The organism is Acidobacteriota bacterium (genome assembly GCA_016700075.1).
GTDB lineage: Bacteria > Acidobacteriota > Blastocatellia > Pyrinomonadales > Pyrinomonadaceae > OLB17.
In genome coordinates this window covers 1,479,389-1,506,201 of the sequence record CP065000.1, presented here as the reverse complement: position 1 = coordinate 1,506,201, position 26,813 = coordinate 1,479,389, and the positions used below count along the sequence as shown (strand labels likewise).

27 protein-coding genes are annotated in these 26,813 nt (G+C 52.6%); 14 read left to right on the top strand and 13 right to left on the bottom strand.

Features of this window, described 5'->3' with window-relative positions; all coding sequences use genetic code 11:
• Positions 1–29: 29 nt before the first annotated feature.
• The 4 genes from IPM50_06735 to IPM50_06720 form a co-directional block, all read right to left on the bottom strand.
• A complete protein-coding gene (locus IPM50_06735) occupies positions 30–1,262 on the bottom strand; it encodes a DegT/DnrJ/EryC1/StrS family aminotransferase (protein ID QQS34259.1) in 1,233 nt (410 codons plus the stop codon).
• Positions 1,263–1,270: 8 nt separating this feature from the next.
• Positions 1,271–2,977: a glycosyltransferase gene (locus tag IPM50_06730; GenBank protein ID QQS34258.1), complete on the bottom strand. Its 1,707-nt coding sequence runs from the start codon at positions 2,975–2,977 to the stop codon at positions 1,271–1,273.
• 19 nt (positions 2,978–2,996) lie between these two features.
• Entirely contained in the window at positions 2,997–4,175 is a 1,179-nt protein-coding gene (gene wecB / locus IPM50_06725; GenBank protein QQS34257.1) for a UDP-N-acetylglucosamine 2-epimerase (non-hydrolyzing), read from the bottom strand.
• A gap of 146 nt (positions 4,176–4,321) precedes the next feature.
• A complete protein-coding gene (locus IPM50_06720) occupies positions 4,322–4,621 on the bottom strand; it encodes a ferredoxin family protein (protein QQS34256.1) in 300 nt (99 codons plus the stop codon).
• A gap of 148 nt (positions 4,622–4,769) precedes the next feature.
• Here IPM50_06720 and glpX point away from each other — a divergent pair, with 148 nt between their 5' ends.
• The 7 genes from glpX (at position 4,770) to rsmI (ending at position 12,264) form a co-directional block, all read left to right on the top strand.
• Complete coding sequence (gene glpX, locus IPM50_06715; protein ID QQS34255.1) at positions 4,770–5,816, top strand: class II fructose-bisphosphatase; 1,047 nt, start codon at positions 4,770–4,772, stop codon at positions 5,814–5,816.
• Positions 5,817–5,860: 44 nt separating this feature from the next.
• Positions 5,861–8,284 (top strand): phosphoenolpyruvate synthase, encoded by a 2,424-nt coding sequence (ppsA, locus tag IPM50_06710; GenBank protein ID QQS34254.1) that lies wholly within the window; start codon positions 5,861–5,863, stop codon positions 8,282–8,284.
• A gap of 2 nt (positions 8,285–8,286) precedes the next feature.
• On the top strand, positions 8,287–8,808 hold the full coding sequence (locus IPM50_06705) for a DUF2085 domain-containing protein (GenBank protein QQS34253.1): 522 nt from the start codon (positions 8,287–8,289) through the stop codon (positions 8,806–8,808).
• Between the two features lie 33 nt (positions 8,809–8,841).
• Complete coding sequence (locus IPM50_06700) at positions 8,842–9,123, top strand: hypothetical protein (GenBank protein ID QQS34252.1); 282 nt, start codon at positions 8,842–8,844, stop codon at positions 9,121–9,123.
• Positions 9,124–9,144: 21 nt separating this feature from the next.
• The gene (locus tag IPM50_06695) at positions 9,145–10,560 is read left to right on the top strand and encodes a S8 family serine peptidase (protein QQS34251.1); all 1,416 of its coding nucleotides are present in this window, start codon (positions 9,145–9,147) and stop codon (positions 10,558–10,560) included.
• 221 nt (positions 10,561–10,781) lie between these two features.
• A complete protein-coding gene (locus IPM50_06690; protein ID QQS34250.1) occupies positions 10,782–11,354 on the top strand; it encodes a hypothetical protein in 573 nt (190 codons plus the stop codon).
• Between the two features lie 88 nt (positions 11,355–11,442).
• A complete protein-coding gene (rsmI, locus tag IPM50_06685; protein QQS34475.1) occupies positions 11,443–12,264 on the top strand; it encodes a 16S rRNA (cytidine(1402)-2'-O)-methyltransferase in 822 nt (273 codons plus the stop codon).
• A 62-nt stretch (positions 12,265–12,326) separates the two neighbouring features.
• Here rsmI and IPM50_06680 read toward each other — a convergent pair whose 3' ends face one another.
• From IPM50_06680 to IPM50_06655, 6 genes are all read right to left on the bottom strand, one after another.
• Positions 12,327–13,976, bottom strand: coding sequence for a M20/M25/M40 family metallo-hydrolase (locus IPM50_06680; GenBank protein ID QQS34249.1), 1,650 nt, complete (start codon positions 13,974–13,976; stop codon positions 12,327–12,329).
• Positions 13,977–14,075: 99 nt separating this feature from the next.
• Positions 14,076–14,885, bottom strand: a complete 810-nt coding sequence (lpxI, locus tag IPM50_06675; GenBank protein QQS34248.1) for a UDP-2,3-diacylglucosamine diphosphatase LpxI — start codon at positions 14,883–14,885, stop codon at positions 14,076–14,078.
• Positions 14,886–14,942: 57 nt separating this feature from the next.
• Positions 14,943–15,398, bottom strand: a complete 456-nt coding sequence (locus IPM50_06670; GenBank protein QQS34247.1) for a bacterioferritin — start codon at positions 15,396–15,398, stop codon at positions 14,943–14,945.
• A complete protein-coding gene (gene lipA / locus IPM50_06665) occupies positions 15,395–16,327 on the bottom strand; it encodes a lipoyl synthase (GenBank protein QQS34246.1) in 933 nt (310 codons plus the stop codon). The genes IPM50_06670 and lipA overlap by 4 nt, the downstream gene beginning before the upstream one ends.
• An 85-nt stretch (positions 16,328–16,412) precedes the next feature.
• Entirely contained in the window at positions 16,413–17,018 is a 606-nt protein-coding gene (locus IPM50_06660; protein QQS34245.1) for a superoxide dismutase, read from the bottom strand.
• A 17-nt stretch (positions 17,019–17,035) separates the two neighbouring features.
• A complete protein-coding gene (locus tag IPM50_06655) occupies positions 17,036–17,368 on the bottom strand; it encodes a (2Fe-2S)-binding protein (GenBank protein QQS34244.1) in 333 nt (110 codons plus the stop codon).
• 150 nt (positions 17,369–17,518) lie between these two features.
• On the opposite strand from IPM50_06655, the gene IPM50_06650 reads away from it, so the two are divergent.
• The 4 genes from IPM50_06650 to IPM50_06635 are packed head-to-tail and all read left to right on the top strand — an operon-like array spanning position 17,519 to position 20,978.
• A complete protein-coding gene (locus IPM50_06650; protein ID QQS34243.1) occupies positions 17,519–18,547 on the top strand; it encodes an SGNH/GDSL hydrolase family protein in 1,029 nt (342 codons plus the stop codon).
• On the top strand, positions 18,544–20,370 hold the full coding sequence (locus tag IPM50_06645; protein QQS34242.1) for a carbamoyltransferase: 1,827 nt from the start codon (positions 18,544–18,546) through the stop codon (positions 20,368–20,370). The genes IPM50_06650 and IPM50_06645 overlap by 4 nt, the downstream gene beginning before the upstream one ends.
• A gap of 2 nt (positions 20,371–20,372) precedes the next feature.
• Positions 20,373–20,540: a hypothetical protein gene (locus tag IPM50_06640; protein ID QQS34241.1), complete on the top strand. Its 168-nt coding sequence runs from the start codon at positions 20,373–20,375 to the stop codon at positions 20,538–20,540.
• Positions 20,541–20,546: 6 nt separating this feature from the next.
• On the top strand, positions 20,547–20,978 hold the full coding sequence (locus tag IPM50_06635; GenBank protein QQS34240.1) for a hypothetical protein: 432 nt from the start codon (positions 20,547–20,549) through the stop codon (positions 20,976–20,978).
• Here the strand turns inward: IPM50_06635 and IPM50_06630 are convergent.
• Together IPM50_06630 and IPM50_06625 are read right to left on the bottom strand one after the other, a co-directional pair.
• On the bottom strand, positions 20,975–21,361 hold the full coding sequence (locus IPM50_06630; protein QQS34239.1) for an acyl-CoA thioesterase: 387 nt from the start codon (positions 21,359–21,361) through the stop codon (positions 20,975–20,977). The two genes, IPM50_06635 and IPM50_06630, sit on opposite strands and share 4 nt — an antisense overlap.
• A gap of 60 nt (positions 21,362–21,421) precedes the next feature.
• Positions 21,422–22,060, bottom strand: a complete 639-nt coding sequence (locus IPM50_06625; GenBank protein QQS34238.1) for an alpha/beta fold hydrolase — start codon at positions 22,058–22,060, stop codon at positions 21,422–21,424.
• Between the two features lie 128 nt (positions 22,061–22,188).
• Between IPM50_06625 and IPM50_06620 the strand changes: the two genes are divergently transcribed.
• Genes IPM50_06620 through IPM50_06610 form a run of 3 tightly spaced genes read left to right on the top strand, consistent with a single transcriptional unit; the run spans position 22,189 to position 25,657 of the window.
• Positions 22,189–24,000 carry a hypothetical protein gene (locus tag IPM50_06620; protein ID QQS34237.1) on the top strand — a complete coding sequence of 604 codons (1,812 nt, stop codon included), beginning with the start codon at positions 22,189–22,191 and terminating at the stop codon, positions 23,998–24,000.
• Positions 23,984–24,436 (top strand): hypothetical protein, encoded by a 453-nt coding sequence (locus IPM50_06615; protein QQS34236.1) that lies wholly within the window; start codon positions 23,984–23,986, stop codon positions 24,434–24,436. The genes IPM50_06620 and IPM50_06615 overlap by 17 nt, the downstream gene beginning before the upstream one ends.
• Before the next feature lie 15 nt (positions 24,437–24,451).
• A complete protein-coding gene (locus tag IPM50_06610) occupies positions 24,452–25,657 on the top strand; it encodes an AI-2E family transporter (protein QQS34235.1) in 1,206 nt (401 codons plus the stop codon).
• A 121-nt stretch (positions 25,658–25,778) separates the two neighbouring features.
• Here IPM50_06610 and lpxK read toward each other — a convergent pair whose 3' ends face one another.
• Positions 25,779–26,774 carry a tetraacyldisaccharide 4'-kinase gene (gene lpxK / locus IPM50_06605; GenBank protein QQS34234.1) on the bottom strand — a complete coding sequence of 332 codons (996 nt, stop codon included), beginning with the start codon at positions 26,772–26,774 and terminating at the stop codon, positions 25,779–25,781.
• Positions 26,775–26,813: the final 39 nt, after the last annotated feature.

Here is a 26,813-nt window from a genome sequence, read left to right as displayed (position 1 = left end):
TATCTCAGTGCTCTCTGTGTCCTCGGTGGCTAATTCTTTCTGAGTTTCGAAGCCGCGATGCGGACGTTTTCTGCGATGTATCGCACATGCTCTTCCGTGTACTTTTCGTTCCAAGGCAGCACCAGAATGTCATGCAGGGCCTTTTCCGTCATCGGATAGTTTTCCATCGAATAATCCACAGCACCTTCCCGTGCGAGGTTGAACGGAAAACGGCTGTCGCCCAGCGTATTCTGCTCCTGGAAAACCAAGCACATGAATGCGGGTTTGACGATATAACGCGGTGCCGAGAAGATGTTCTTCTCTTTCAGCAAATTTGCCATGCCTACAGAGCCGCCCTCGATCTTTGTGTCGTCAACATTCAGGCAATATTTCCAATAGACGTGCGTTGCCTTGTCCGATATGACAGGAGTTTCAATGCCGTCGATGCCGTGCAGAAGCTCGGTAAGCATCGCGGCGGTCTTTTGACGGGACGCAACGGTATTCTCGAGCTTTTCAAGCTGAGCGAGAGCGACGGCGGCCTGAAGTTCGCTCATGCGGTAATTCAACGCCATGAAATAGTGATCCGGATTCGGATCGCCGTAGCCCCATGCTTTGTTGATGTAAAGGAACATTCGCCGGGCGAGTGCTTCATCGTTCGTCACGACCATTCCGCCTTCGCCGGTGGTCATATGTTTGCCTTGCTGCAGCGAAAAACAGCCGATGTGGCCGACAGTGCCGGCGTATTTGTCGCCGTATTCAGCGAGGAATGTCTGCGCCGAATCCTCGATCACCGGAATGCCGCGTTCGTTCGCAAGTTCCATGATGGCGTCCATTTCGCAAGGGTTTCCGAAGAGGTGTGTAACGATGATCGCCTTTGTGCGTTCGCTGAGTTTTTCACGGATCGTATCAGCCGTTACGTTCAGGGTTTTGAGATCGACCTCAGCGAATACGGGTATCACGCCGCGGTACAGAAGCGGCGTCAACGCGCCCATATCCGTGATCGACGTCGTGATGATCTCGTCGCCGGGATTCGGATTGATGGCGGCGACTGCGATGTGTATCGCTGCTGAGCCGGAAGTGCATGCATACGCGTAGGCAGCGCCGAGTTTTGCGGCAAAAGCACTCTCAAGCTGCTTGCCGAATTTGCCTTTTGTTGTGGTCAATGTGCCGCTGCGTAGAGCTTCTGTTACGTTCGCGATCTCTTCATCGCCGAAAGTGCGGCCCGAAATATCCTGGTCAGACGGCAGCGTCATCAGCCGTTCGATAGTTGTAACTGGTGTCATAGTTATATTTAGCCTTTTGCAAGATTGCCTGAGACCGCTGTATCGGCCTTCGGTGTTGAAGAAGTTTTAATCGTGCGGGATTTCCCGAACCATTTTTGAGATGCCAGGCGCGACAGTAGGCCAAGGTGGCCTCCGATTGTGCGAAGCGTCTTCATTTTCGACGAGCCGAAAAGGCGTACGTTCAGCACGGCGGGAAATTCAATGATGCAACCGCCGGCAAGATCCAGCAGGCCCAGGAGTTCTGCAACGCCTAGGAATCCGCTCTCGCGCGGTTGAAGCTTTTCGACCGAGCTTTTCCGATAGACGCGAAAACAGCTCGTATAGGTATCGAGTTGCGATGTCAGAACGCGGCGATAAAGAAACGAGGCCCCTTTTGAAAGAAACAGCCGCCATTGTGGGACGTTCCTAACGCCGCCTTCGCGGTGATACGGCGAGGCAGTAACCATGTCGGCATCGGTTAAGAGCGGGATCATGCGGGCGAGTTCGTGTGGGTCGTACGTGCAGTCGCAGTCCATTGAACAAACGATCTCGGTCTCCGCTGCTTTCAGCCCGGTCATGATCGCCGCCGATACGCCCTTATTCTCCGAGTGATGAATAATCGAAAAATTTTGCTTTTCCCCAAATAGTTCTTTCAGTATCTGCGTTGTCGCATCGGTGCTCCGGTCGTCAACGAAAATGAAGCTCGCTTTGTATCCGGCGGCGCTTAGCGTGGTGTCGACCGACCGCAATGTATTCGAAAGATACGGCAGCGATGCCTCTTCGTTGTAGCAGGGAATGACGATAGTAACCGGCGTCTTCCTTCCCTGTCTTTGCACCTGTTTCTCGGGAGTTGAGGCCAAAGCTGCCTGCCCATCGGTGGAAACCTCATATTCAGACAGCAGCCCGAGATACCCCGCAATATCCGATGAGCCGTAAAGCCCGAGATTCTCGTTCAGGATCCACTCCATCTTGTCGAGTTTGCGGTAATGCCTGATGCGATTTAGACGCGAAGCGGCGGAGATGCGAGGCTGGTCGGGGTCAAGTTCCCAGACATGAAAATAGAAGATAAAAGGATCGTCTCCCTTCTCCAACCAACGGCGAACGGCACGCCGTGTCAGCGTGTAGGGAATCTGTCGAATATAATTGCCGCCGGATATCGGCAGCGGGCCTATGCCTGTATCTATGGTCGCGTAGGGCAGCTCCGAAATCTTACCGAATTCGGTTTCAACTTCGTGCAAGACGCGCTTTTCCGGCGGCGTATTCCGCGTCGGCATCATAGATGCATCGTAAAGATACCCTTCTTCCGCCAATGTGTGCTGGATCCATTCATCGCGCTCGGGCGAGAGTTTTTCCGCCGCACGGTAGCCGATGATCTTGCGGCCCGAGGCGGCCTCTAATGCCGCACGTGAACGCCGGAGGTCTTCGCGAAACTCGTCCGGTGTCAGCGAACGCACGCTTCTGTGATAAAAACCTCTATCTGCCACCTCGTGCCCGCGTTCTGCGATCTCGCGAACGAGAGACGGATCGTTCTCTGCGATCCAGCCGAGAATGAAAAACGTCGCCTTTGCGCCAAATCGATCAAGTAGGTCGAGCGCTTTTATCGTGTTCTGCCGATAACGAGGCTCGAAATGGCCCCAGTTCTGCTGGTGGATCAGCTTTTCGAAGGCCCCGACATGGAAATAGTCCTCTACCAAAACGGTGAGTATATGCCTGGAAATGTTGGGGCTTTGGGGCATTTGACTGGATCAGCGATCTTCAGGCAGATTGTTCGACAGACAGTTTTTCCGAGATGATCTCCACAATGCGTTCTGCGGATCTGCCGTCACCGAAAGGATTCGCGATCTTTTTGACCGAACGGATCCAAACGTCGCTCGAGTAGTTTTGCTCGAGCAGACGTTCAAGTGATCCCGGCCTGCTTCCTACCAATTTTGCGACGCCCGAACTAGTTGCTTCCGGGCGTTCCGTGTTCTCTCGGATGACTAGCAGCGGCTTGCCCAGCGACGGTGCTTCTTCCTGCACGCCTCCCGAATCGGAAACTATCAGCCACGATGCTTTCATCAGCGAAAGAAAGTCCGAATAGTCGAGCGGCTCCAGCAGATGGATCCGGTCGCAATTTCCGAGAATGTCCTCCGAAACGCCCCTAACATTTGGGTTTGGATGGACAGGAAAAAACAGGCAAATGTCGCTGTGAGCCCCTACAAAATCGCGTAATACAGACAAATTTTCGCTCATCTGCTCTCCAAAGCTCTCGCGGCGATGGGTTGTCAGCAGGATGCGTTTCTTGCCTTTCGTCTGCTCGATCAGGTTCTTTACTCCGGCTGAAGGAACAAGTTTCTTCAGCATTCGTTTCAAAGAATCAACAACCGGATTTCCTGTAATGAAAATGCGATCCGACGGAATGCCCTCTGCCAACAAGTTTCGCCGGTTCTTTTCAGTAGCGGCGAAATGAAATGTGGCCATTTGTGATACCAGCCTGCGGTTCATCTCTTCAGGGAAAGGGCTCATCAGATCGCCCGAACGCAAGCCTGCTTCGATGTGGCCGATAGGAATACCTCGATTGAATGCTGCAAGAGATCCCGCAAGTGTCGTGGTCGTATCGCCTTGGACGAGGATGAGGTCCGGTTTTTCGGCGGCTAGGATCTTGTCCAACTTTCCTACCACTCGGGAACAGACATCGTTCGGATTTTGACCTCGCTTCATTACAGACAGGTCCACGTCAACCTGTATGCATAACGTCTCTAGGAATGGAGTGAGCAGGCTTTTGTGTTGACTAGATGAAACGACCAGAGTTTCGAACTGCCGTGATCTGAGCGCGCGTATAACGGGAGCCATTTTTATGGCCTCCGGCCGTGTGCCGAAAAGTACAAGTACTTTCGGACGAAATTTAGAGTGTCTCCGCGGCTTAGTAATTGCCGTCGGCGCTGTGTCTGGCATTAAACAGGAGAGGTGTCTGCAGTTGGGAGGAAACACCTGTTTCTATTGAAGCATTCGCGCTCCCATTTGTGCAACAAGTTTTTGCAACTTAAAACACAAAAAGAGCGGCCGACGGCCGCCCTTTTTTCGAGTAGATCAAAGAACTGTCAGGCCTCGGGGGGGCCGGAGCATCCTGCACCCATCAATGCGGGTTGTTTGACGCTGATGATCGGAAAATTCTCAGCTTCCGCATTCTTCTCCAGCCAATCCATGTATTCCTCCGGAATGGACATGTCCGAATAAATTGCCTCCACCGGACATTCCGGAAGGCATGCATCGCAGTCGATGCAAGTGTCAGGGTTGATCAGCAAACGATCGGGGGTTTCGTGGAACGCCTCGACGGGGCAAACGGCCGCGCAATCTGTGTATTTGCAGTCAATACAGGGCTCAGTGACGATATAGGTCATTAATTGGAACCGCTCCTAATACGATCTCGGTCAAAACCAAACTAAAACCGTAATATCCGAGTGGCTTAATTGTCAAATAACCGCGCACAAGTGTTAAAATGACCTCAAAGCAATCTGTTATCAATTAAATAATTTCGCAGGATACAAAATGAAGAATACCAACAGAGCAGAACGCGAATTGGCTCTAGATTTTTTGCGTGTTGCAGAAGCTGCTGCTATCGAATCTGCAAAAACAATGGGGCAGGGAGACCGTAAACATTCGGACCATGTCGCGGTCGAGGCGATGCGAGAGGTCATGGATACTGTCCCGATGCGCGGCCGGATCGTGATCGGTGAAGGCGAGCGCGACGAAGCTCCGATGCTTTATATCGGTGAAGAGGTAGGCGGCGGGAGCTTTTCGGACGAAGAGCGTAGTCAATTTCCGGAAGTGGACATTGCTGTCGATCCGCTGGAAGGAACCAACCTGTGTGCGTTAGGTGCGAACAACGCGATAGCGGTACTGGCGGCGGCAGAACGCGGCGGACTGCTCTATGCCCCGGATATTTACATGGATAAGATCGTTGTTGGTCCGTCGTGCAGGGGAGCGGTCGATATCGAAGCTTCAGTTGAAGAAAATCTTAAAAACATTGCTCGCAGACTCGGGCGCGACGTCGAAGATCTGACGGTAATATGCCTCGATCGAGGTCGGCACAAGAAGCTTATTGACGACGTTCGTTCGGCGGGGGCTCGAATTCGTTTGATATCAGACGGTGATCTTTCCGCGGGCATTTCTGCTGCAGTAGCGGGGACAAATATTCATGCCTTAATGGGCATCGGCGGCGCCCCCGAAGGCGTGATAACTGCGGCGGCAATGAAGTGCTTGAACGGCGAGATACAGGCGAAGTTTGTTTTCGACCCGGATCGGCTTGGTGTTGACCGTTCAAAAGTGCCGACATTCGAGCAGATGAAAGATCGTCTTGCAGAAATGGGCATTACAGACCCCGACAAGATCTACGATACGAACGACCTTGCTCCGGGCAAGAAGATCATATTTGCTGCGACAGGCGTCACGGACGGAGCGTTGCTTCGCGGCGTAAGGTTCTTCGGCGAAGGCAAGCGCACACATTCGGTAGTAATGACCACTGACACCAAGAGCATCCGATTTGTGGATACGGTTCACGTTGAAGGCGGGCCTGATGCGGTCATCCGCTTTTAGATTATTTTTCGGAACTGTCCTGCCCATCGTAGTTTTTTCGTGCTATGACCGAAGCCAAACCATACGTTCTCGACCTGAGCGAAGTTGGCTCAGGCGATGTTGCTCTCGTTGGAGGAAAGTGCGCCAGTTTGGGTGAACTGTTCCGTGAACTAACTCTGCAGGGTGTCCGAGCGGTCGATGGGTTTTCGACAACATCACATGCCTACGAACTACTCTTGGAGACAGATGGTCTTCGTAAAAAGCTGCAAAAACTCCTGAAAGGCCTGGATGTCAATGATATCGAAAAGCTGGCGAGCGTCGGCGAACAAGCACGGGCCTTGATGCTCGAAACACCTTTCCCTAAAGAGGTGGAAGCAGCGATCTTAGATGCATACGAACGCCTCGGCAAACGCATAGGAAAGCGGTCATTTGAAGTTGCCGTCCGATCTTCAGCCACGGCCGAAGACCTGCCCGATGCATCATTCGCCGGCCAGCAGGACACTATTTTAAACGTCCGCGGGGACAGCAAGCTTATTGAGGCTTGCCATCAATGTTACGCCTCGCTTTGGACCGACCGGGCGATCTCATACCGAACGACCAAAGGATTTGATCATTTTGAGGTGGCTCTTTCAATAGGCGTTCAGCCAATGGTTCGTTCGGATGCGGCGTGTTCGGGCGTGATGTTCACGCTCGATACCGAGAGTGGTTTTCGCGATGTAGTTGTCATCAACGGAGCATGGGGACTCGGCGAGGCGATAGTTCAGGGAATGGCGACGCCGGACGAGTGGATCGTTTATAAGCCGACGCTGAAGCAGGGTTTTCGTCCAATCATCACTCGCAAACTCGGTGTCAAAGAAGTGAAGATGGTCTTTGCCGATGACGATACGGGCACTCAGGTTCGCGATGTCGTCGAATCGCAGCGAAAGCGGCTTTGCCTCGCGGGCTTTGAGGTCCTGCAGCTTGCGGATTGGGCCTGCAAGATCGAGGATCACTATTCGAAGAATGCCGGCAAGCCCACACCGATGGATATTGAGTGGGCAAAGGACGGCGTGACTGGCGAGTTATTTATCCTTCAGGCAAGGCCCGAAACCGTACATACGCAAAAGAGAGAGAATTATATTGAGACCTACGAACTCACAGGAGTACATGGGGCTCCGCTGACGTCAGGCGTCGCAGTCGGCGAACGTATAGGCAGCGGCAACGCCCATGTCCTTCATGATGCGGCAAAGCTGACCTCATTCAAGCAAGGCGACATTCTGGTGACCACCCAAACTGACCCGGCGTGGGAACCGATCATGAAAAAAGCGGCCGCGATCGTAACTGAACGCGGCGGCCGTACGTGTCATAGCGCGATCATCAGCCGCGAACTCGGCATTCCCTGTATCGTCGGTACGGGCGACGCAACTGAGAAGATAAAGAACGGTTCTCCGATCACCGTATCGTGTGCCGAGGGCGATGTCGGCAACATCTACTATGGCAAGATAGATTTCAAGGTCAAGAGGCAAAAGATCACATCCGATGCCCGGCCGAAAACACAGGTGATGATGAACGTCGGTGACCCGGACCACGCATTCTCCGTGTCGCGTCTGCCGAACGACGGCGTCGGATTGGCTAGGCTGGAGTTCATCATCAATAACCATATCGGCATCCATCCGATGGCGTTGGTAAACTATCCGAATCTGCGAAACCGTGCGGACGTTGACACCATCGCCAACCGGATCTTAGAGGAAGATCCGAAGGAGTTTTTTGTTCGCTCGCTTGCCGAAGGCATCGGCCGCATCGCCGCTGCGTTCTATCCGAAACCTGTCATTGTGCGTATGTCGGATTTCAAGTCGAACGAATACGCGATGCTGCTAGGCGGCCGCGAATTTGAACCTGTTGAGGAAAATCCGATGATCGGATTCCGCGGAGCGTCGCGATATTACGACGACCGCTACAAGGCCGGTTTTCGTCTGGAATGCCTTGCATTGCTGCGTGCCAGAGAAGATATGGGATTGACCAATATCAAGCCGATGATCCCATTCTGCCGCACCGTCGAAGAGGGCGAACGCGTCATTGCTCTGATGGCGGAATACGGTCTCGTACAGGGCGATAACGAGCTTGAGATCTACGCGATGTGCGAATTGCCGTCAAATGTTGTTTTTGCAGATGAATTTCTTGAGGTCTTCGATGGCTATTCTATCGGATCGAACGACCTGACGCAGCTTGCTCTCGGGCTCGACCGGGACAGCGAGATGGTCGCACACCTCTTTGACGAGCGGAACGGTGCTGTAGAAAAGATGATCGCGATGGCAATCGACGCCGCGATCCGCAAAGGCAAGAAGATAGGTATTTGCGGCCAGGCTCCGTCGGATTATCCCGAATTTGCCGAGTTTCTGGTCCAACGCGGCATCAACTCGATTTCACTCAATCCTGACACGGTCATTCAGACAACTCGGCACATTCTCGAAACAGAGAAAGCCCTCGCCCAGTCGGCGAAAACCCAGTAAGCGTGGCACTTTCGCCTGAAGAATACATTTCACTTGAAAGGACGGCACTCTTTCGGCGGCAAGCGTGGCGTGCGTGGGCGGTGACTCTCGCAATAACGTTGGCATGGCTGCTGCTAATCATCTTGCCTGCGATAGCTAAGTCGCTTGGGCACAATGAGATAGCCGATCCGCTCTATAAATTCTTCAGCTACATCTGCCATCAGATAGATTCCCGGTCGTTTCATTATGGCGAAGCTCAGTTCGGGGTTTGCTCGCGTTGTTTCGGCGTGTATTTCGGACTCTTATCGGGAACAGCGGTCTATCCGCTTTGGCGGTCCGTTGCTGATGTCGAAGCCCCGCCGCGGATCTGGCTTTTTCTTTCGCTTTTGCCTATTGCGATCGATTGGGGTCTCACATTCTTTGGTATCTGGGAAAACACCCAGGCGTCGCGATTCATCACCGGACTCATTCTTGGCGCAGCTTGTGCCACTTTCATCGTTCCCGCGATCGTCGAGATACGGCGAAACCTTTCGCGAACAGGTTGAACACTGACGGTCATTATGGCGTATTATATTGATATGCCGTTAAATAAAGATTCCGCCGCCGATATAGCCAAGAGCGACTGCTCAAAGCGAACCGGTGTTGCTGAAAAGGACGTTGAGACCACATCCGTTAAGGAACGCGATTTTCCGAATTCTGCTTTGGGCAGCCCGACCGCAGGCGAAATGGCTGCCCAAATGATCTCGTCCGGTTGGGAGATCAAATTACGTGCGGGCCGAAAGACGTTGGAATACCGTGCCGACAAATATCAGGTGCGTCTACACAACTTTGGCGGCAAGAACTACGTCATATACAAGTAGTCAAGAAATGGGGTCGAATATATGAACCGCAACAATATTTTTATTCACGCCACATTGGCAGCGGTCGTTATCGTATTTGCCGCTGTTCTCGGTCAGATCGATCGTTGGCAAAGGTCATTGGATGGGCTGCCGGGCATTCCGGGGCCTGTCGTCGTTGACAAGGCCAATTCCTGTTCGCCTTCGCGTGCTCCGGAGGTGATGGTGAAGTTTCGTTCGGGCTTTACGATCGACTCCATCAACGCCATTGCCGCGCGGAACAATGACCGAGTCTTAGACAAGATCGAAGCGGTCAAAGGGCTTGCGGTAATAGATGACCTGGATGACATGGATCCCGAAACGGTGGCACGGTATTACACCGAAATGGGTGACATCGTAGAGTGGGCCGAGCCGAATTTCAGGATCGAATTGAGCGACCCGTCAGCATTCCGACGCGAAGCAACATATCAGGATGACCCTGCAGCCGGGCCTAACGATCCGCAGTTTGGCGACCAATGGGCGCTTGCAAATCTCGGTCAGCAGGGCGGCACTCAGGACGCTGATATCAAAGCACTTGAAGCATGGAAGACGACGACGGGCAGCGAAGATGTCGTAGTTGCTGTGCTGGACACGGGAGTCGATCTGAATCACGCTGATCTCAGTGAGAATATGTGGTTTCGTCCCGCGAGCCTGAGTCCCTACAATGATCCGCAGCTTGGCCGCATGAATGACATTTACGGTTTTGACGGGACATCCGATCTGCCGGACCCGATGGACGACAACGGCCACGGCACACATTGTGCAGGCATAATCGGAGCGGTCGGTGACAATGGTGAGGGCATAGCCGGCGTGAATTGGCGTGTGAAGATAATGCCGCTCAAATTCCTTGGCAGAAACGGTTCCGGCAATGCAAGCGATGCGGTAGCAGCGATCAACTATGCGATCGAACGAAAGAATAACGGTGTAAACATTCGCGTCATCAGCGCAAGCTGGGGTTCGATGCGGCGTTCAAAGGCCCTGGAGGCGACCATAAGTGCCGCCGGTGAGGCTGGTATATTATTCGTTGCAGCCGCCGGTAATGACGGCTCGAACAACGACCGCCGTCCGCACTATCCTTCAAACTACGACTTGCCGAATGTGATCAGCGTTGCAGCTTTGGACAGGAACGACATACTTGCGTCATTCTCCAATTTCGGTTCGAAAACCGTTCACATCGCAGCACCTGGAAAGGACATTCTCTCGACGTGGATAGGCAACGATTATCGGGAGGCATCAGGAACGTCCATGGCCACGCCGTTCGTCTCAGGCGTCGCTGCGTTGATCATCGCGAACGAGCCGAATATCTCGGTCGCCGAACTCCGTTCGCGACTCCTTAATTCTGTCGATAAGCTCTCATCTCTCGAAGGCCGCGTCGCGTCAGGCGGACGGCTGAATGCCGCAAAGGCCTTATCGGTCCGGTAGAACTCCTTGCAGTTTGGGTTGCCCGACGATTTGCGTTATCAGTAACGGAAATCGGTCGGGCTCTTCTTTTTGTATTGCCCAATGTATTGACGTAAAGTATCGCAAATACACACCTTACAGAGCGTTGGGGCGATGCGTGAAAGTTGTGGCACGCCCGTTGCCCTTATTCGATGCGAGCAATGAAATTCATTGCCCGAAGTTTTATGAATGGGGAGAAAACAATGAATCGCATAAAGAACATTCTTACAGTCAGTACCTTTGCATTTCTATTCTTGACGGTGCCTTCCTTTGTGTCGGCACAATGGGGGCCGCAGAACCAGCAAGGCGGTTGGGGAAACTATGGCGGTGGCCCGTACTACGGGAATATCGACTCGCGTCAGCTTGTGAAGCGTTTGAAAGACCGTACAAAGGACTTTCAGCGGCAAGTCGATCGTGAACTTGACCGCGGACGCCGCAATGGTACCAATTTCGAAGACCAGGTAAACAGAGTGGTGAAAGATTTTCAGCGGTCGGTCAACCGTCTCGACAACGGCAACAGCCGTAATTCGCAGGACAAGGTCCGTCAGGCAATGGATCAGGGCCGTCAGGTAGATCGTATGATCTCCAGAGCTCGATTGAGTTGGGGCACAATGAATCTTTGGCAGGGCATCCGTTATGATCTGCAAACGCTCGGGAGCTATTACGGCAACAACCGGGGCGGTTGGGGCAATCAGTACCCGCAGCAACAGCAAGACCCTTGGGGCAATGGCCGCGGCAGGAACGGAAATGGCCGGCCCACCTGGTGGCCCTTCTAACCGTGTAACAAATATTCTCCTTTAGCCTGCCGGCATTGGGTCCGGCAGGCATTTTTGTTTTAAGAACTTGTTGGCTATAGTTTCGATAATGCCGGGAACGCTGTATTTGGTTGCCACTCCGATCGGAAATCTTCGAGATATTACGTATCGCGCTCTCGACATACTCCACGATGTCGACGTGATCGCCTGCGAGGACACTCGACACAGTCAAAAACTGTTGAATCACTACAGGATCTCAAACCGTACCATCAGCTTCCACGAACACAATGAAAATGAACGTGGTGATGAATTACTCGAAATGCTTCGCTCCGGTTCGTCGGTAGCTGTTGTTTCCGATGCGGGCACTCCCGCGATAAATGATCCCGGCTATAATTTGGTCAAGCTGGCACGTGATGCAGGCATTGCGGTAGTTCCAATTCCGGGGCCGTCCGCAGTGATCGCTGCCCTTATCGCGTCTGGATTGCCGACCGACAGCTTTTTTTTCGGCGGATTTCTGCCGTCAAAAAAAGGCAACAGGATCAAACGCCTTACAGAAGTTAAGGACATTCCGGCAACGCTTATCTTTTTTGAAACGCCGCACCGTATCTCGCGGGCCATCGGTGATTGTATCGAGGTCCTCGGCGACCGAAACGCGGTTATTGCACGTGAATTGACCAAGGTTCACGAAACGTTTTCCCGTGGACGCTTAAGCGAACTGCCGTTCCTGACGCATGCGAAAGGCGAGATGGTGCTTTTGATCGAGAGAGCGTCGGACAAAACGCCGGCCGCAGCGTCAATCGACGATGTTGATTCGTTGATCGAGGAATTCAAAGGAGCAGGGTTTGATGAAAAGGCCGCCATTAAGAAGGCTGCCAAGCAGCTTGGTATTCCAAAGTCCGAGGTGTATCGCAGAACGAAGATAAAAAAGTGAGAGGATGAAAATATGCAAAGGCGGGACCTGTTCAATTACACGTCCCGCCGTTCTTTTTCACGTTAACGCCGCGTCAGTTCCGGCGGCAGCTCCTTGTCAACTTTCGGCCGGTCATTCATATTTGCAAGTTTCCACGCGGTCATGAAAATGGTGCGTACGATCTTTTCCATCTTTGCATAATCGATCTTGTCAGGATGGTCGCCCGGCTGATGATAATCCTGATGGACGCCGGTGAACCAGAATGCGATCGGAATCCCGTTTAACGCATAATGAAAATGGTCGGAGCGGAAAAAGAAGCGGTTCGGGTCGTTCGGAGCGTCATAGCGGTAATTATAGTCAAGCTTGAGGTAATTGGTATTGACGGCTTTCGTCACCGCACCCAACGTAGAGCTCATTACTTCCGAGCCGATCAGATATACCTCATTCTCACCCGACAGGTCTTTGTTTCGCTGATCAGTATCCGTCGGCTTTCGGCTCCGTCCGATCATGTCGATGTTCAGCTGCGTCACAACGTTCTTGATGTCGACCGTTGGGAACTTATTGAAATATTCTGCTCCCCAAAGTCCTTTTTCTTCGCCGGCATGCCAAACAAAAAGTATCGAGCGACGCGGACGTACCTTCGACTTTGCGAGAGCCTCGGCTATCGCAAGCATGCCTACCGTGCCTGATCCATCATCATCAGCTCCGTTGTAGATCTTGTCATCGCCGGGAGCATTTTCATTGACGCCGACGTGGTCGTAGTGGGCACCGATCGCGATGTATTCAGCTTTTAGTCTAGGATCCGAGCCTTCCCACACGGCGACAACGTTCTGGGTCTTTAGCGATTCCTTTTTAGCCGATGCGGCCATAGAGATCGTCTTATTGATGACAAAAGCAGTCTTAGAATCGCGCCCTGCGCTCTCGCCTTCGAATATTGCATCGCTAAGCTTCTTAGAAGCAAGGATCGTCGGCAGCATCTCCTGTTGACTGCCGCCTACATCGCCGCGGAGTTTGTCAACGGTCAACGAGCCGCGAGTGAAAAAGCCGCGAATGTTGCCCCAAGCACCTTCTACCTGCGGCGAAGCTGCAAGGATGATACCGACAGCGCCTTTCATACGGGCGTTCGTCATCGGATCCGCATAATCGACGCCGTTCGCACCTGCAAGGTCAGCCTGAGACATTCCTTGCGGAAGCTGTGTGATCGTCCGCTGGCTCGGAAAGCCGTTGCTGAAAAGCACGACGATCTTGCCTTTCGCGTCGACGCCTTCCAACGCGTCATAATTTTTTGCCTTGACCATCCAGCCGTTCCCGCCGAAGACGAGCCCGACATTTTCGGCCTTTCCGCTGCCGCTTAGCCGGAAAAAATCCTCCGTTAGCTTGAATTGGGTCTCACCGATCTTTACAAAGGTCGCGTTGGCGTCGACAGCTTCGCGAGAGAGAGCGATCTTTTGGAAGAACGTACCGTTGTCGCCCGCGGGACGGAATCCCCAGCGGGACAATTTCATCTTTATAAACTCTGCTGTGACATCGAGGCCCTGCGACGGTGTATCGCGTCCGGCCATTGCGTCAGAAGCGACAAAATGAAGCCAATTGCTGAGTTGGTCCGCTTGGATCGTCTCAGCGATCTTCTTCTCTGCGGGGGTGATCCTGACGGCAGGAGCCTGCGCAAAAAGTGAGCCTTGCAGCAGCAATGCGGAGAGTACGAGTGCTGCAAAAAAGTTTCTTTTCATCATAAATATTTTCTGATTCCGGCGGACGAATGGCAGTTGCCGCGATTCGGCTCTTCGAAATGCAATGCCCATATTACGACTTTGGCGGTTCCAATGTTTCGATTAGCCTGCGTTCCCAGTTCCGACTATGCAGATGCCATTCTTTTCTGCCAGGCCGATCATTTCTTCGCGGTCAAAGATCAATGTCTTTCCCGCAGTAAACGAGAGACACGTTGCACCTGCAGCGATCATATTCTCAATGGTTGGCGGCCCAACCACAGGAACGTCGAAACGCATATCCTGATCGGGCTTTGCGACCTTGACAACGGTCAGCTTTCCTTTTGCAAGCTCTCCTGCACGGCGTATTACTGCGTCCGTTCCTTCCATCGCCTCGATGGCAACGCACGCTTTCGCCCGCAACACGACCGTCTGGCCCAGGTCGAGCCGACCCAGCTCTGTCGCGATGTGAAGGCCATATTCGATGTTCTCGGCCTCATCTTTAGACGGTTTTCTCCGCGTTATCGCGCCTTCCGATGCGAGATGGTCTTGGATAAAGTATGTAGAATCAATAAGCTCGATGCCCTCTTTTGCCATCTCATTCGCGACGCCTCCGATCAATGCGTCGGTATTTCGGCGGGGAAGATTCCAAAGCATTTTGACCATTCTGAGATCCGGTAATGAGCCTGAGAATATCTGTACATGTTTGACCTGGCCGGCCATGATTGCCTTCTCAACGCCACGCTTTTTGAAATGCGAGATCATCTTGCCGAGCTGGCCGATGCCGACCCAAAGAACCTCGTCTGCTGCTTTCTCGATCTCAGGATCGGTCTCTTCCTTTATCGCGACAACGGATAATTCCTCGCCGGCCCGGCGTGCTCCGTCGATCACAAGGAATGGAAACCTGCCGTTGCCGGCTATCAGTCCGTATCGCATAGAAAAAGCGTGGCGGCAAAAAAACCGCCACGCGTAAAATGATAATGCAAGGATCCGCTATTCGCTAAACGGCTCGATCTCACCCGGTTTTCGGAGCATCTTATTGACTTCGTCGAGATGCAGTTCTTCGAGCAAGATCATTTCACGAGCATATTCTTCCAGAGCGACGGACTTTCCATCGACCAGCTTCAACAACTCGTAATACGCGGCAAGCGTGGTGCTTTCTTGTTCAAGGCTTTCCCGCAGAATATCGCCGATATCGTGCTTTTCTGTCTCCAGCAGCGGACCGATCTTAAGACTAGGATGTCCGCCAAGCATCGTGACGAATTCTCCGGCCTTGTGAGCGTGTGCAAGCGATTCGTCGCCGTTACTTTTTAGCCATGACACGATCGGGATACGGTTGTAGCCGAAAACCATCAAGCTGTAATGCGTGTAACGCACAACTCCTGCAAGTTCCAGCTCGAGTATTTTGTTAAGGACGTCAATTACCTGTTGTTTTTCTGTTTCGTTCATAATTTGTGCTCTTCTCCGGATTCGGTCTGCTGTCGTGCGTGATACGAACTGCGCGTCAGCGGTGATGATTCGACGTGTTTGAAGCCCATTTCCAAGCCGATCCGCTTCCACTCGGCGAATTCTTCGGGCGTAACGTAACGCTCGACCGGCAATCGTTTTTCGTAGGGCTGCAGGTATTGGCCGATCGTCATGATGTCGCAGGAAACGCTGCGAAGGTCACGCATCAGTTCGACGACCTCCTCGAATTCCTCGCCGAGCCCGGCCATGATGCCGCTCTTGGTCAGCATCGCCGGCTGATGATCGTCTCGCCAACGGGCGGCGCGTTCGAGCAGTTCAAGAGTTTGTTCGTACTTGGCATCCGGGCGGACGCGTCGATACAGACGGGCGATCGTTTCAGTGTTGTGATTTAGGACATCGGGACGTGCGTGAAGGACATTATTCAGGGCTTCTTCGTCGCCGTTAAAATCGGGTATCAGCACCTCGACCTTACAATCGGGATTCATCTCTCGTACACGAAATATCGTCTCTGCCCAATGCCGCGAACCGCCATCGGGCAGATCGTCACGATTGACCGACGTGATGACCGCGTGTTTTAGATCTAGGTGTTTGACGGCCTCTGCGACATGGGTCGGCTCCTGCGGGTCCAGGTCCATCGGCTTGCCCTTATTGACCGCACAAAATCCACAATGCCGCGTACACGTATCGCCGCCGAGCATAAATGTCGCGGTCTTATCGGTCCAGCATTCAAAGATGTTGGGGCATTTTGCCTCCTGACAAACGGTATGAAGGTTCAGCCCCGATATCAGGTCGAGCACGGCGTTCTGATTACGCGGATCGCCGAGCTTGATCTTCAGCCAATCGGGTTTTCTAAGCCGCTCACGCTGCTTGCGGTTCAGAAATGTTTGGACAAGAACCTTTTCCTCGATCATAAAAATTGAAACAGGATGGACAAGGCCAACAGGATGAATTCAAATCCTGAGTATCCTGCCCATCCTGTTAAATTCTAACGTCTATCTATCCAAGACGCGAATTGACGACTTCCCAGTCGATATTGGCAAAAAATGCCTCGATGTATTTCGGACGGTCCGCCGGAGCGTAGTCTTTGATGAACGCGTGCTCCCAAACGTCCATAATAAGGATCGGTTTGTAGCCCGCGACATTGCCGGTCTCGTGGAGGTTGATCCAATGGTTCGAGATAGCGCCGTTCGACGGATCCTGATAGACCGCAGCCCAACCGACGCCGCGCATCTTGCCTGTATTCATGAAATCGGCTTTCCAAACGTCGTAGCTGCCGAAACTCGCTTCGGCGGCCTGCATGAAAGCTGATCCTGTCGATGGATCACCCGTGCCATGTTTCTGCATGTTCTCGAAATAGTATTCATGCAGCACCATGCCGTTGTACTCGAATCCGAAACGACGCTTAAGTTCACTGAATGCAGCGACTTGCGTTGCGTCGAGTTCGCCGCCGCCGATCAGGTCAGCGATGCGTTGATTCAGGACGTTGGTGTTCGTAACGTAGCCTTCGTAAAGCTTGAAGTGCATCGCAAGCGTTTCGTTCGAGATTCCCGTCAGGTCCGAAAGATCAAATGTTTTTGCTGTGTATGTAGTGCTTGTTCCCATAATTCTTACTCCCTTTATCAATCTACGGGGCGTGTGCCCGCATCCATTCCCGTTACGCTTGCCTGATTCACGACCTTGACGTGCAGATCGCCCTCACAGCGGATCTGGCACGAAAGCCGCGTATTCGGGGCGAGGTCTCCTTTTGTTGACAAAATGGCTTCTTCCGCTTCGCCCATTTCGCCCGCGTCCCCCTCGATTATCTCAACTCTACAGGTCGTGCAGCGTGCATTTCCGCCGCATCGGTGAAGTATATCGACGCCATTGTCCTCGAGTGCCAGAACCAGTTTCTTTCCGGCTTCGGCATCGAAGAAGACGGATCCCGAAGCAATGTCTGCTGTAATTGTCGGCATTTTATGCCCTCCTTAAATTTATGTACATATTTGAATTTTGCACACCGCATCGCTTAAGGCAAGTTAGCTGCCTGAGAGACCATCCCCGACGGCCTCGTGCCCGGAGCAACCTGCTTTGACAAGCATAATTGGGTATCTTCTAATCTACTTGTGGCCGAAGATCTACGACGACCGTCGGGTTTTTTCAAAAAGCTGCTTCTGACGGCGGTTTCGGTTGCATTTTGCCTGATCCTGCTCGGGATAGGTGAACTCTTTTGCAGGGCATTTCTCGACATCAATCTGAGAAAGACCAGCAAAGACTTCATGTTCCTTGACGCAGCGGGCAGACCGGTTGCAAACGCGCCGAACTCGCAAGGGGTGTCTTTCGGGGCGGCGGTGTTTTCGGATTCGAACGGCTTCCGAGTACCCGAGAATTATCGTTATCCTGAAGTTCAGAGGGCGATACTTCTGTTGGGTGACTCCGTGACATTTGGCGTCGGCGTTCCTGAGGAAAAGACATTTGCGGGACTGCTGCGGAGCTCGGACCAATCGTCAGCGGTTTACAATGCAGCGGTCAACGGCTTTTCGCTGCCGGATTATTTGCGAACCGCGGAGCGGGCCTTGTCGGATCATCCTGAGATCGACGAGGTCATTTTGTTCTATTGCCTGAATGATTTCAGGGAAATTGGACAGTCAGAAGAAAAACCGGCATCTGCTAGCGGGCTTGCCGGGGTCAAACGCATGATAGCTTCTGCATTTGCCGGGATGAATGAGTTTCTCGGACCGCGATCTAAGTTGTATGTTTTGATAACAGGCCTCACCACTGATCCTTCTCGGCGATATTTTGAATGGGATCTGTCGCTGATGGATGCCGCAAGCGGCCGTTCGAAAGAGATCCTGGAGCCGATAGCCAAGATCCACGAGCTTGTGAAACAAAGAAACGGCAGATTTGCCGTATTTCTGAATCCGTACGAGTTTCAAATGAGGCAGGAAGGCGGTGACTTTTCACCGCAGGACAGAATTATCGAATATCTGAGAGCGAAGGATATTCGATACATTGATACGCGTGATGCTTTCCGACAGCTTCCGCGGCCGTCGTCAGCATTTCTTTTTGCGGATCCGATGCATCTTAGCGAATCGGGACACCGGGTCGTGTATGACCAACTGACAGAATTTCGAAGACAAGAGAGAACAAATTGACGAGCATTCTCGGTATATCAGCCTTTTATCACGACAGCGCTGCCGCTATCGTCGTTGACGGCCGCATTGTCGCTGCCGCTCAGGAAGAGCGTTTCACGCGGATCAAGCACGACTACAATTTCCCGACGAATGCAATTGATTACTGTTTGCGGGAAGCCGGCATCTCGCCGTCGGAACTCGACGCGGTCGTCTTCTACGACAAGCCATTTCTGAAATTCGAGCGGCTGATGGAGACTTATCTTGCTTATGCTCCGCTTGGTTTGCGGTCATTCATGATGGCATTGCCGTTATGGCTTAACCAGAAGCTCTTCCTTCCGCGCGAGATCGATAAGGGGCTGCACAACGAATACGAAGGGCTGATCTATTTCACGACACATCACGGCTCACACGCAGCAAGTGCTTTCTTCCCGTCGCCGTTCGAGGAAGCTGCGATCATCACCTTCGACGGCGTAGGCGAATGGAGCACGAGCACATGGGGCGTCGGCCGCGGCAATCGAATCGAACTCCGACGCGAGATCAGATTTCCGCATTCGCTGGGGCTTCTATACAGTGCATTCACTTACTATACGGGCTTCAAGGTCAACTCGGGCGAGTATAAGCTGATGGGCCTTGCACCCTACGGCGAGCCGAAATACGAGCGCCTCATCCGCGAGAATCTGATCGACATCAAAGAAGACGGTTCCTTCTGGCTGGATCAGTCGTATTTCAACTATTGTTCGGGGCTTACGATGACATGCCCTAAGTTTCATAGGCTTTTCGGCCAGGAACCACGCGGTGCGGAATCCGAATTGACGCAATTCCATATGGATATCGCTGCAAGTATCCAGAAGGTGACCGAGGACGTGATGATGCGGATCGTGCGTCACGTACATCAGGAAACCGGCATGGAAAACCTTTGCATGGCGGGCGGCGTTGCGCTGAACTGCGTTGCGAACGGCATTATTCAGCGTGAAGGGCCTTTCAATAACGTGTGGCTGCAGCCCGCTGCGGGCGACGCGGGCGGAAGTCTGGGCGGAGCCCTTTTTGCTTGGTATCAGATAATGGACAAGCCGCGAATACCTGACTCGCCGGACAGCCAATTTGGATCGTATCTCGGGCCGAAATTCTCCAATGATGAGATCATTCGCTACCTGGATTCGACTGGTGCTATTTACAAAAAATTCGATAGCGAGACGGAGCTATGCGACAGGATAGCGGAACTTTTGGACGGCGGAGATGTTGTCGGGCTGTTTCAGGGAAGAATGGAGTTCGGGCCGCGTGCCCTCGGCGGCCGCAGCATCATCGGCGACCCGAGAAACCCTGAAATGCAGTCCAAAATGAATCTGAAGATCAAGTTTCGAGAATCATTCCGTCCTTTTGCTCCGAGCGTTTTGGCGGAGCGGGCGAAGGATTATTTCGAGCTTGAGGCCGAGAGTCCATATATGTTGCTTGTTGCTCCGGTGCGGGAGGAGGTGCGGCTGCCGGCAGCTCCGGGCAGCGAGAGGCTTTTCGGAATAGACAAGCTAAAGGAGGCGCGTTCAGATCTGCCCGCGATAACCCACGTTGACTATTCCGCACGAATTCAGACCGTTGACCGCTCGCGGAGCCCGCGATACTATGACATCCTGAAGGCGTTTGAACGAAGGACAGGCTGCGGAGCGGTCGTGAATACGTCTTTCAACATAAGAGGCGAGCCGATCGTCTGCCGCCCGGAAGAGGCCTATAAGTGCTTCATGTACACAGAGATGGACGCACTTGTTTTGGAAGATGTAATTTGCCTCAAGGAAGATCAGCCGCCTTTGCCCGGAGCTGAAGAATACAGAGCAGAGTTCAAACTCGACTAAAGATGCCGCGAAGAAACAACATTATCTCTGAATTTTGGCTATTTGTGCGTGAGCACAAGGCTTATTGGCTGACGCCGATCATCATTGTAGTATTGCTGCTCGCCGGTTTGATCATCTTGGGAGCCGTCGGCGGCGGTGCGGCCGCTCCGTTCATTTACACGCTGTTCTAATTACCGATGCCTTTCGTTCACCTCAATTGGAAACCTGGAAAACGCGAACTTCGATCGTTCGGAGCCGTTTTTATGGGAGGATTCCTGGTCATTGGGCTGGTCAAATATTTTTGGCCCTTTAGTTGGCTTTTAACAAAGAACGAGATATTCGGGCTGTGGGCGATGGGAATCGGTGTTGTCGTCGGTGCGATCGGCCTGACCGGAACTAAACTTGCGCTTCCTTTCTACTGGGCATGGCTAAGCATCGCGTATGTGATGGGGAATATAATGAGCAGGGTCATCATGACCTTGATCTACTACTTAGTTTTTACGCCCATGCGTTTTCTCGGCCAGATCATCGGCCGCGACCGACTTCAGCTAAAGAAGCCCAAAGGGGACACCTATTGGATCGATCTACCGGGCATCGAAAGATCTGAAAGATACGAACGCCAGTTCTAGTTCTTGCCGCCGATCACGACCTTTTCCCGAAACTGGTTGATCGCCACATATACGACCTCCGCTTCAGTTACCTTGACCTGCTGCCCTTGACTGCCGAAGCGCTCCGCCTCTACGACCACATGAACGGTGATCGACGTATTGCCGACCTTCATCGTTTCGGCATAAAAGCTGACCAGATCTCCCATGAAAACAGGTTCGTGAAAGATCACCTCTTTCATTGCGACCGTAACAAACCGATCGTGTTTTGTATGTCTGCCAGCCTCTACCGCGCCTGCAACGTCAATATAGCTCAAAATTATGCCGCCAAATACGGTCCCGTGAGCATTGGTATCTCGCGGCATCATTGTTAGCCGTATGGCCGCGTCTCTGATCGTTTGTTCCATAAGTAAGAAATAACATGACAAACAGGATAATCTTTCCTTGATCTATCCTCCTCATCGTGTTCAGCCTGTTTGAAGTTCCTTCAGCGTCCATTCGCGGACGGTCTCGCGCAGTTCCTGCAGATGTTCGTCAAAAAAGTGTCCGCTATTCTCGAATATCACGACATCCGCATGCGGTATCTGATCTGTCAAACTTCGGAGGCTTTGGACCGAGCAGAATTCATCTTCGGTACCGTGGACGAACAGTATCGGTTTGGTAACTGCGGTCAAAAAATCGTAATCACTATATTTTTCGACCGGGGTTCCGATCGAGATCAGCCGTTTTACGCGGTCATCTGTTATTCCGACCTCCATTCCTGTCCGTGAGCCAAAGGAAAACCCGGCAAGCGTGATATCTTCGCCAGGATATTCGCCGGCAAGGAACTCCAATGCGTCGCGAACATCCTGAATTCCGCCCTCGATCTCATTATGCACACCGGTCGAAAGCCCAACGCCGCGAAAATTGAATCGAATCACCGTGAGCCCTGCATCGTTCAGCCCCGCGGCGGCACGAAAGACCACCTTGTTGTGCATGGTCCCGCCGCCGAGCGGATGCGGATGACAAACCAGTGCTACGCCGCGGCGTTCGACTGACGGGTCCTTGAGTATCGCTTCTAAACGGCCGTGTGAAGCGGGTATGAAGAGGTTTCCCTGAGGATACATAGCAAATTCCCGATTCTAACAGGCTGGAAACCTGCATCAAACCGCGCTCTTGTAGTTATGGCTTGCTCGGTGTCGATTTCGCGTGATACTTTTGCCTTTAATTCTCGCAAGCTCCGATAGGACTATAGATGGAAGAAAATTTCGAAGAAGAGAAGCCGGAAACGCCATTGGAAGAGCCGAAAAAGCAGACCTGGACGGAGTATTTCGAAACCGAGGCTGCGACGCGTGTCGTTTATCTGATCTTCGGACTGATAGCGATCACGATGGTGATGACCTATCTGCAGACGCGGACCGATGCCATCTGCTGCGGAGACTGGGACGGCTATTACCACATTCGCTGGTCAGCGATGCTCTGGGAGAGCCTAAGTTCGGGCAACGGACTGCCTAGGTTCGAATGGCTGCCGCTGACGGTCCTGAACCCTGACGATTACGCAGATCATCATTTCCTCTTCCATCTGCTGCAGATACCGTTCCTGTGGTTCTTTGAGCCCGTTATGGCGGCAAAGGTCGCTACCATATTTTTTGCCGTTGCCGCGATCTTTTCGGTCTATTGGCTTATCTATCGGTACGGCATAAAGCACCAGCTAATATGGCTGATCGCGATACTTACCTGCTCGAACATGTTCTATTTCCGGATGAACATGGCAAAGGCTCCCCCGCTGACGATAATCATCACGGTTCTCGGGATCCATTTACTGTTTCAGCGAAAATACGTCTGGCTGCTGCCGCTGATGTTCGCTTTTGTATGGACTTACAGCCTGTTTCCGCTGCTGCTGTTCGCTGCGTTCTTCTGGACGATAATTATCGCGTGGAATGAACGGCGATTTGAGTGGCGGCCGCTGGCTTATACCTTGGCGGGAATGATCTTGGGGAACATCATCAACCCATATTTCCCAAATAACCTTAAGCTCTTTTTTGAACATTTTTGGACCAAGTTCAAGGTCGGTTCGGACTTCGCTGTCGCTGTCGGAATGGAATGGTACCCGTATACAGGGATGGAGCTGATGATGGTGTTTCCGGTCGCATTACTCGCGATGTTGATCGGATACATTTTGTTCGTTCCGCGCGACGGCAAGTTGCCCGAAAAGGCCACATTCTTCCTGATGTTCACGACCGTGCTGCTCGCGGCCCAGTTCAGATCGAAGAGGTTTGCGGAGTACTTTCCTCCATTTGCGATACTTTTCGCGGCCTTTGCCTATAACGCATTTACCGCTCCTCGGGCCCGCGAGCTGCCGGAGGAATTCCAACGCGATATTGATCCTTTCCTGGACGCCCCGAAGCCAAGCGAAAGGCAGTCTTGGGTCGATGCCGGAAGAAAGGCTGCGCCATGGGCGGTCGGAGCCTTATTGACCTCATTTTGGTTCTACAACCTCGTTGGCCTGCATCGCTGGGGATTTGATGAGGCAGGAATGGTCGATATGATCTCCAGCAACGAGAACGCCGATCGCTATCGGCGAGCTATGGACTGGGCGACGGCTCTCGACGAGACCGGAGCAGATAACATACCGCCGGGCGAGATCATCTTCAACTGTACTTGGGACGATTTTCCGAAACTCTTTTTCTACAATACGAAACACCATTACGTTTATGGCCTTGACCCGAATTATTTGTTTTCGGCCGATCCCGAATTGTATAAACTCCTAAAAGATCTGACCGAAGGCCGCATCGAAGACCCTGCTCCTCTGATAAGGGATCGGTTTGGATCAAACTACATTTTCGCTGACGCCCGTGAGAACACAGACTTGATCGCGAAAATGCTCGAAAGCGGCTGGGTTGAAACGATCTACGAAGATGACGAGGCCAGGCTGTTTCGGATCAGGCCCGAGAAGGGCGAGCCTCCCGATGAAACTGAAGAGCCCGAGACGGAGGAAGAGAAACAATTACTAGATGAGCTCGAACGTAAAGACAACGCTGCCGACACAAATGAAGAGAACGCTTGAGTGCATGAAAATTGTCCTGCGGCGTTGGCGATTCTCAGGCCTGCTCACCGGTATTGCACTGATCTTCACGGGATGCGGGCCGGATGAGCGCATTTTAAGGTCAGGGAATGCTGAGCCGCCGGCGAGCAATGTTGAACGCAAAGTGCCGACCATTGCCGACGACATTAATGCGATGCGGACAGCCGATTTTGAGTTCATCTATGTCCTCCGGCGAAAGGATGGAGGCAACATTGATGCTGAAGATAAGAGCGTAATTCGCGTGAATACGACCGATGCAAACCGTCGCGTTTCGGCTGAGGACGGCAGGGCGTTCCTGATCGGTTCGAATACAAAATTGCCGCCGAAGAATATGTTGGCCCTATATGAGAGATTTTCGGTGGAAAATTATTCCAAGCCTGAAGCGGCGGAAAATACGAACTCGGCGGCAGCAAAATGACGTAATATATCTCGAATGGCTGATATCGAACCACCCAGAACCAGTGCCGTTTTTAACGAATCGGAAAAGGAAAAGCCTGTAAAGGTCGCTATCGATCCTGCGTCGCCGCCGATCCGTTCGATAATCCGCGTCGTGGTCATAACGCTGATGCTGTTGTTCGTCGCAGGTTTCCTCCAGGGGATTGTTCAGTCGCTAAGCTATCTATTTTTCCTAATAGTACTTTCGGTATTTTTTGCCTATTTGATGGACCCGCTTGTTCGGTTGATCCGCAAGCCGTTCAAGGACAGAGGGCTCGACCGTTTTATGCCGAGGTCGCTGGCGATCGGCATAGCCTATATTTTCGTATTTGCGGTCATCGGCTACGCTATCTCTAATATCGCTCCGAGAGTGGTAGACCAGGCAAGGGAATTCGGCTCAAATCTCCCCTCATACGGAAGGATGTTCAGCGAGCGGGCGCGTGAACTCAATCAACGTTTTGAGCGTCTCCGAATACCTGAAGAGGTTCAGGAGAACATCAATAAACGAGTTTCCGACCTCGGCGGCGAGATCACCACAGCGGTCGGCGGTTTCGTGATCGTTTCGGTCAAATATATCCCGTGGTTCGTTCTTGTGCCTGTACTTTCTTTCTTCTTTCTTAAGGATGTTAACCAGTTCCGTCTGGCGATATTACGAATGTTTCCCGCCGGCCGATGGAGGTATCGCGCTGAGGTCGTAATGGCGGACGTGAATACTACGCTCGCCGCATATACGCGGGCTCAGTTGATCTCGTGTTTTCTCATCGGAACGATCTGTACCATCGGGTTTTATCTTTTTGGGCTGAAGTATGCTCTTTTGCTGGGCATTATGGCCGGGATCTTTGAGTTCGTGCCGCTGCTTGGGCCGCTGACTGTAGGTATCGTCGTTACGTTGACCGCTTTCTTCGGCGACGATCCGTGGAAGGCGCTGTATGCTGCTATATTCCTTATCGTGTTGAGGATCTTTCACGACTACGTCTCGTATCCGCGAATAGTCCGCGGAGGGATACATCTTCATCCGCTGGCCATTATTTTATCGGTGCTTGCAGGCGAGCAGGTCGCAGGCATTCCCGGCGTTTTCTTGTCAATTCCGATCGTCGCGGTGGCGACCGTGTTTTACCGTCACGTAGTAGAACACCGCGGTACCCGAGGACTAATGACGGATCTGATCGAGGAAGCAGAATCCAACGGTGAGGAGGCCGCCTGATATGTCCTCTTTCGTTTGGCTTGGATTGTTCTTTTTGATCTTGGTGGTCATCTGCCTGACGGTATATGTTCTCGTCGTCAGAGCGTTCTATTGGGGCGACAAGGACGGTCCGCCAAAATAGTCATTTTCCGCTGATCAGCTTTTCAAATTCCTCTGCCGGCTCGACCTCAGGCTCGATCTCCATGACGAAACACGGGATCGAGAATTTCAAAGTCCACAATTTAACAGCGTCTTTCGCAGAAGTAAGCAGCGCGTCTGCTGACCTTTCGCGTGCGAGGATCTCGATGTTTTCGATATCTTGTTGGGTGTATCGATGGTGGTCTGCGAAAGCCAGCGTTCCAACGACCGATCCATTTGTGTACGCATTTGCTGTGTCAAAAAGGTACGCGGGATTGCCGATGCCGCAGAACGAGACGAACCTCAACTTTGCATCGAAGTCATGATCACCGACCTGCGGCCGTACGCAACGAACTGAATCCTTTGAGTGGAAAAGATGGGCACTAGGCGCATATTTCTTGAGATCCGCTTCAAGCTTATCGAGGTTTTCGGCAATAGGTGAGCGAGTGATGATGACGGCGTCGGCTCGTGCCAGTCCCGCAAGCGGTTCACGCAAACGGCCCGAAGGCAGCGTTTTGCCGCCGCCGAAAGGATTCGTTGCGTCAATGCAGACAATATCGAGGTCGCGTTTCGCGCGGCGATGCTGGAAACCGTCGTCCAGCACGAATGCAGTGATACCGAATTCACTCAAGGCCCATCTCGCCGCGGCGACGCGATCAGCGTCCGCGACCACGACTGCTTTTCCAAGCAGCTTGTTAGCAAGCTCAACGGGCTCATCGCCGCCCATTTCGGCATCTGCCAGCACCGTTTCGCTGTCTGACACGAGAACTCGATTCTTCGGGTCTTTGCGGCCGTAGCCGCGTGTCAGGATGCAGACACGTTCGCCGTTGGCTGCGAGCATTTCCGCGATCTTCGCGACTAGCGGCGTTTTGCCGGTACCGCCGGTTGTGATATTTCCGACACTAATCGTGCGTGCACCAAGGCCATGCGCGCCAAAGGTCCCGCGTTCGTAGAGAGCGTTCCTGAGGTTCATCACCTTGCCATAGATCGCCGAAAGCATCAGCTAATTATCGGCCAAGAATCAGCGACGGCAAAGTAT

Coding starts and splice junctions, on each gene's coding strand:
- IPM50_06735 (QQS34259.1), bottom strand. CDS start 1,262: ATGACACCAGTTACAACTATCGAACGGCTGATGACGCTGCCGTCTGAC.
- IPM50_06730 (QQS34258.1), bottom strand. CDS start 2,977: ATGCCCCAAAGCCCCAACATTTCCAGGCATATACTCACCGTTTTGGTA.
- wecB (QQS34257.1), bottom strand. CDS start 4,175: ATGCCAGACACAGCGCCGACGGCAATTACTAAGCCGCGGAGACACTCT.
- IPM50_06720 (QQS34256.1), bottom strand. CDS start 4,621: ATGACCTATATCGTCACTGAGCCCTGTATTGACTGCAAATACACAGAT.
- glpX (QQS34255.1), top strand. CDS start 4,770: ATGAAGAATACCAACAGAGCAGAACGCGAATTGGCTCTAGATTTTTTG.
- ppsA (QQS34254.1), top strand. CDS start 5,861: ATGACCGAAGCCAAACCATACGTTCTCGACCTGAGCGAAGTTGGCTCA.
- IPM50_06700 (QQS34252.1), top strand. CDS start 8,842: ATGCCGTTAAATAAAGATTCCGCCGCCGATATAGCCAAGAGCGACTGC.
- IPM50_06695 (QQS34251.1), top strand. CDS start 9,145: ATGAACCGCAACAATATTTTTATTCACGCCACATTGGCAGCGGTCGTT.
- IPM50_06690 (QQS34250.1), top strand. CDS start 10,782: ATGAATCGCATAAAGAACATTCTTACAGTCAGTACCTTTGCATTTCTA.
- rsmI (QQS34475.1), top strand. CDS start 11,443: ATGCCGGGAACGCTGTATTTGGTTGCCACTCCGATCGGAAATCTTCGA.
- IPM50_06680 (QQS34249.1), bottom strand. CDS start 13,976: ATGATGAAAAGAAACTTTTTTGCAGCACTCGTACTCTCCGCATTGCTG.
- lpxI (QQS34248.1), bottom strand. CDS start 14,885: ATGCGATACGGACTGATAGCCGGCAACGGCAGGTTTCCATTCCTTGTG.
- IPM50_06670 (QQS34247.1), bottom strand. CDS start 15,398: ATGAACGAAACAGAAAAACAACAGGTAATTGACGTCCTTAACAAAATA.
- lipA (QQS34246.1), bottom strand. CDS start 16,327: ATGATCGAGGAAAAGGTTCTTGTCCAAACATTTCTGAACCGCAAGCAG.
- IPM50_06660 (QQS34245.1), bottom strand. CDS start 17,018: ATGGGAACAAGCACTACATACACAGCAAAAACATTTGATCTTTCGGAC.
- IPM50_06655 (QQS34244.1), bottom strand. CDS start 17,368: ATGCCGACAATTACAGCAGACATTGCTTCGGGATCCGTCTTCTTCGAT.
- IPM50_06640 (QQS34241.1), top strand. CDS start 20,373: ATGCCGCGAAGAAACAACATTATCTCTGAATTTTGGCTATTTGTGCGT.
- IPM50_06635 (QQS34240.1), top strand. CDS start 20,547: ATGCCTTTCGTTCACCTCAATTGGAAACCTGGAAAACGCGAACTTCGA.
- IPM50_06630 (QQS34239.1), bottom strand. CDS start 21,361: ATGGAACAAACGATCAGAGACGCGGCCATACGGCTAACAATGATGCCG.
- IPM50_06625 (QQS34238.1), bottom strand. CDS start 22,060: ATGTATCCTCAGGGAAACCTCTTCATACCCGCTTCACACGGCCGTTTA.
- IPM50_06620 (QQS34237.1), top strand. CDS start 22,189: ATGGAAGAAAATTTCGAAGAAGAGAAGCCGGAAACGCCATTGGAAGAG.
- IPM50_06615 (QQS34236.1), top strand. CDS start 23,984: ATGAAGAGAACGCTTGAGTGCATGAAAATTGTCCTGCGGCGTTGGCGA.
- IPM50_06610 (QQS34235.1), top strand. CDS start 24,452: ATGGCTGATATCGAACCACCCAGAACCAGTGCCGTTTTTAACGAATCG.
- lpxK (QQS34234.1), bottom strand. CDS start 26,774: ATGCTTTCGGCGATCTATGGCAAGGTGATGAACCTCAGGAACGCTCTC.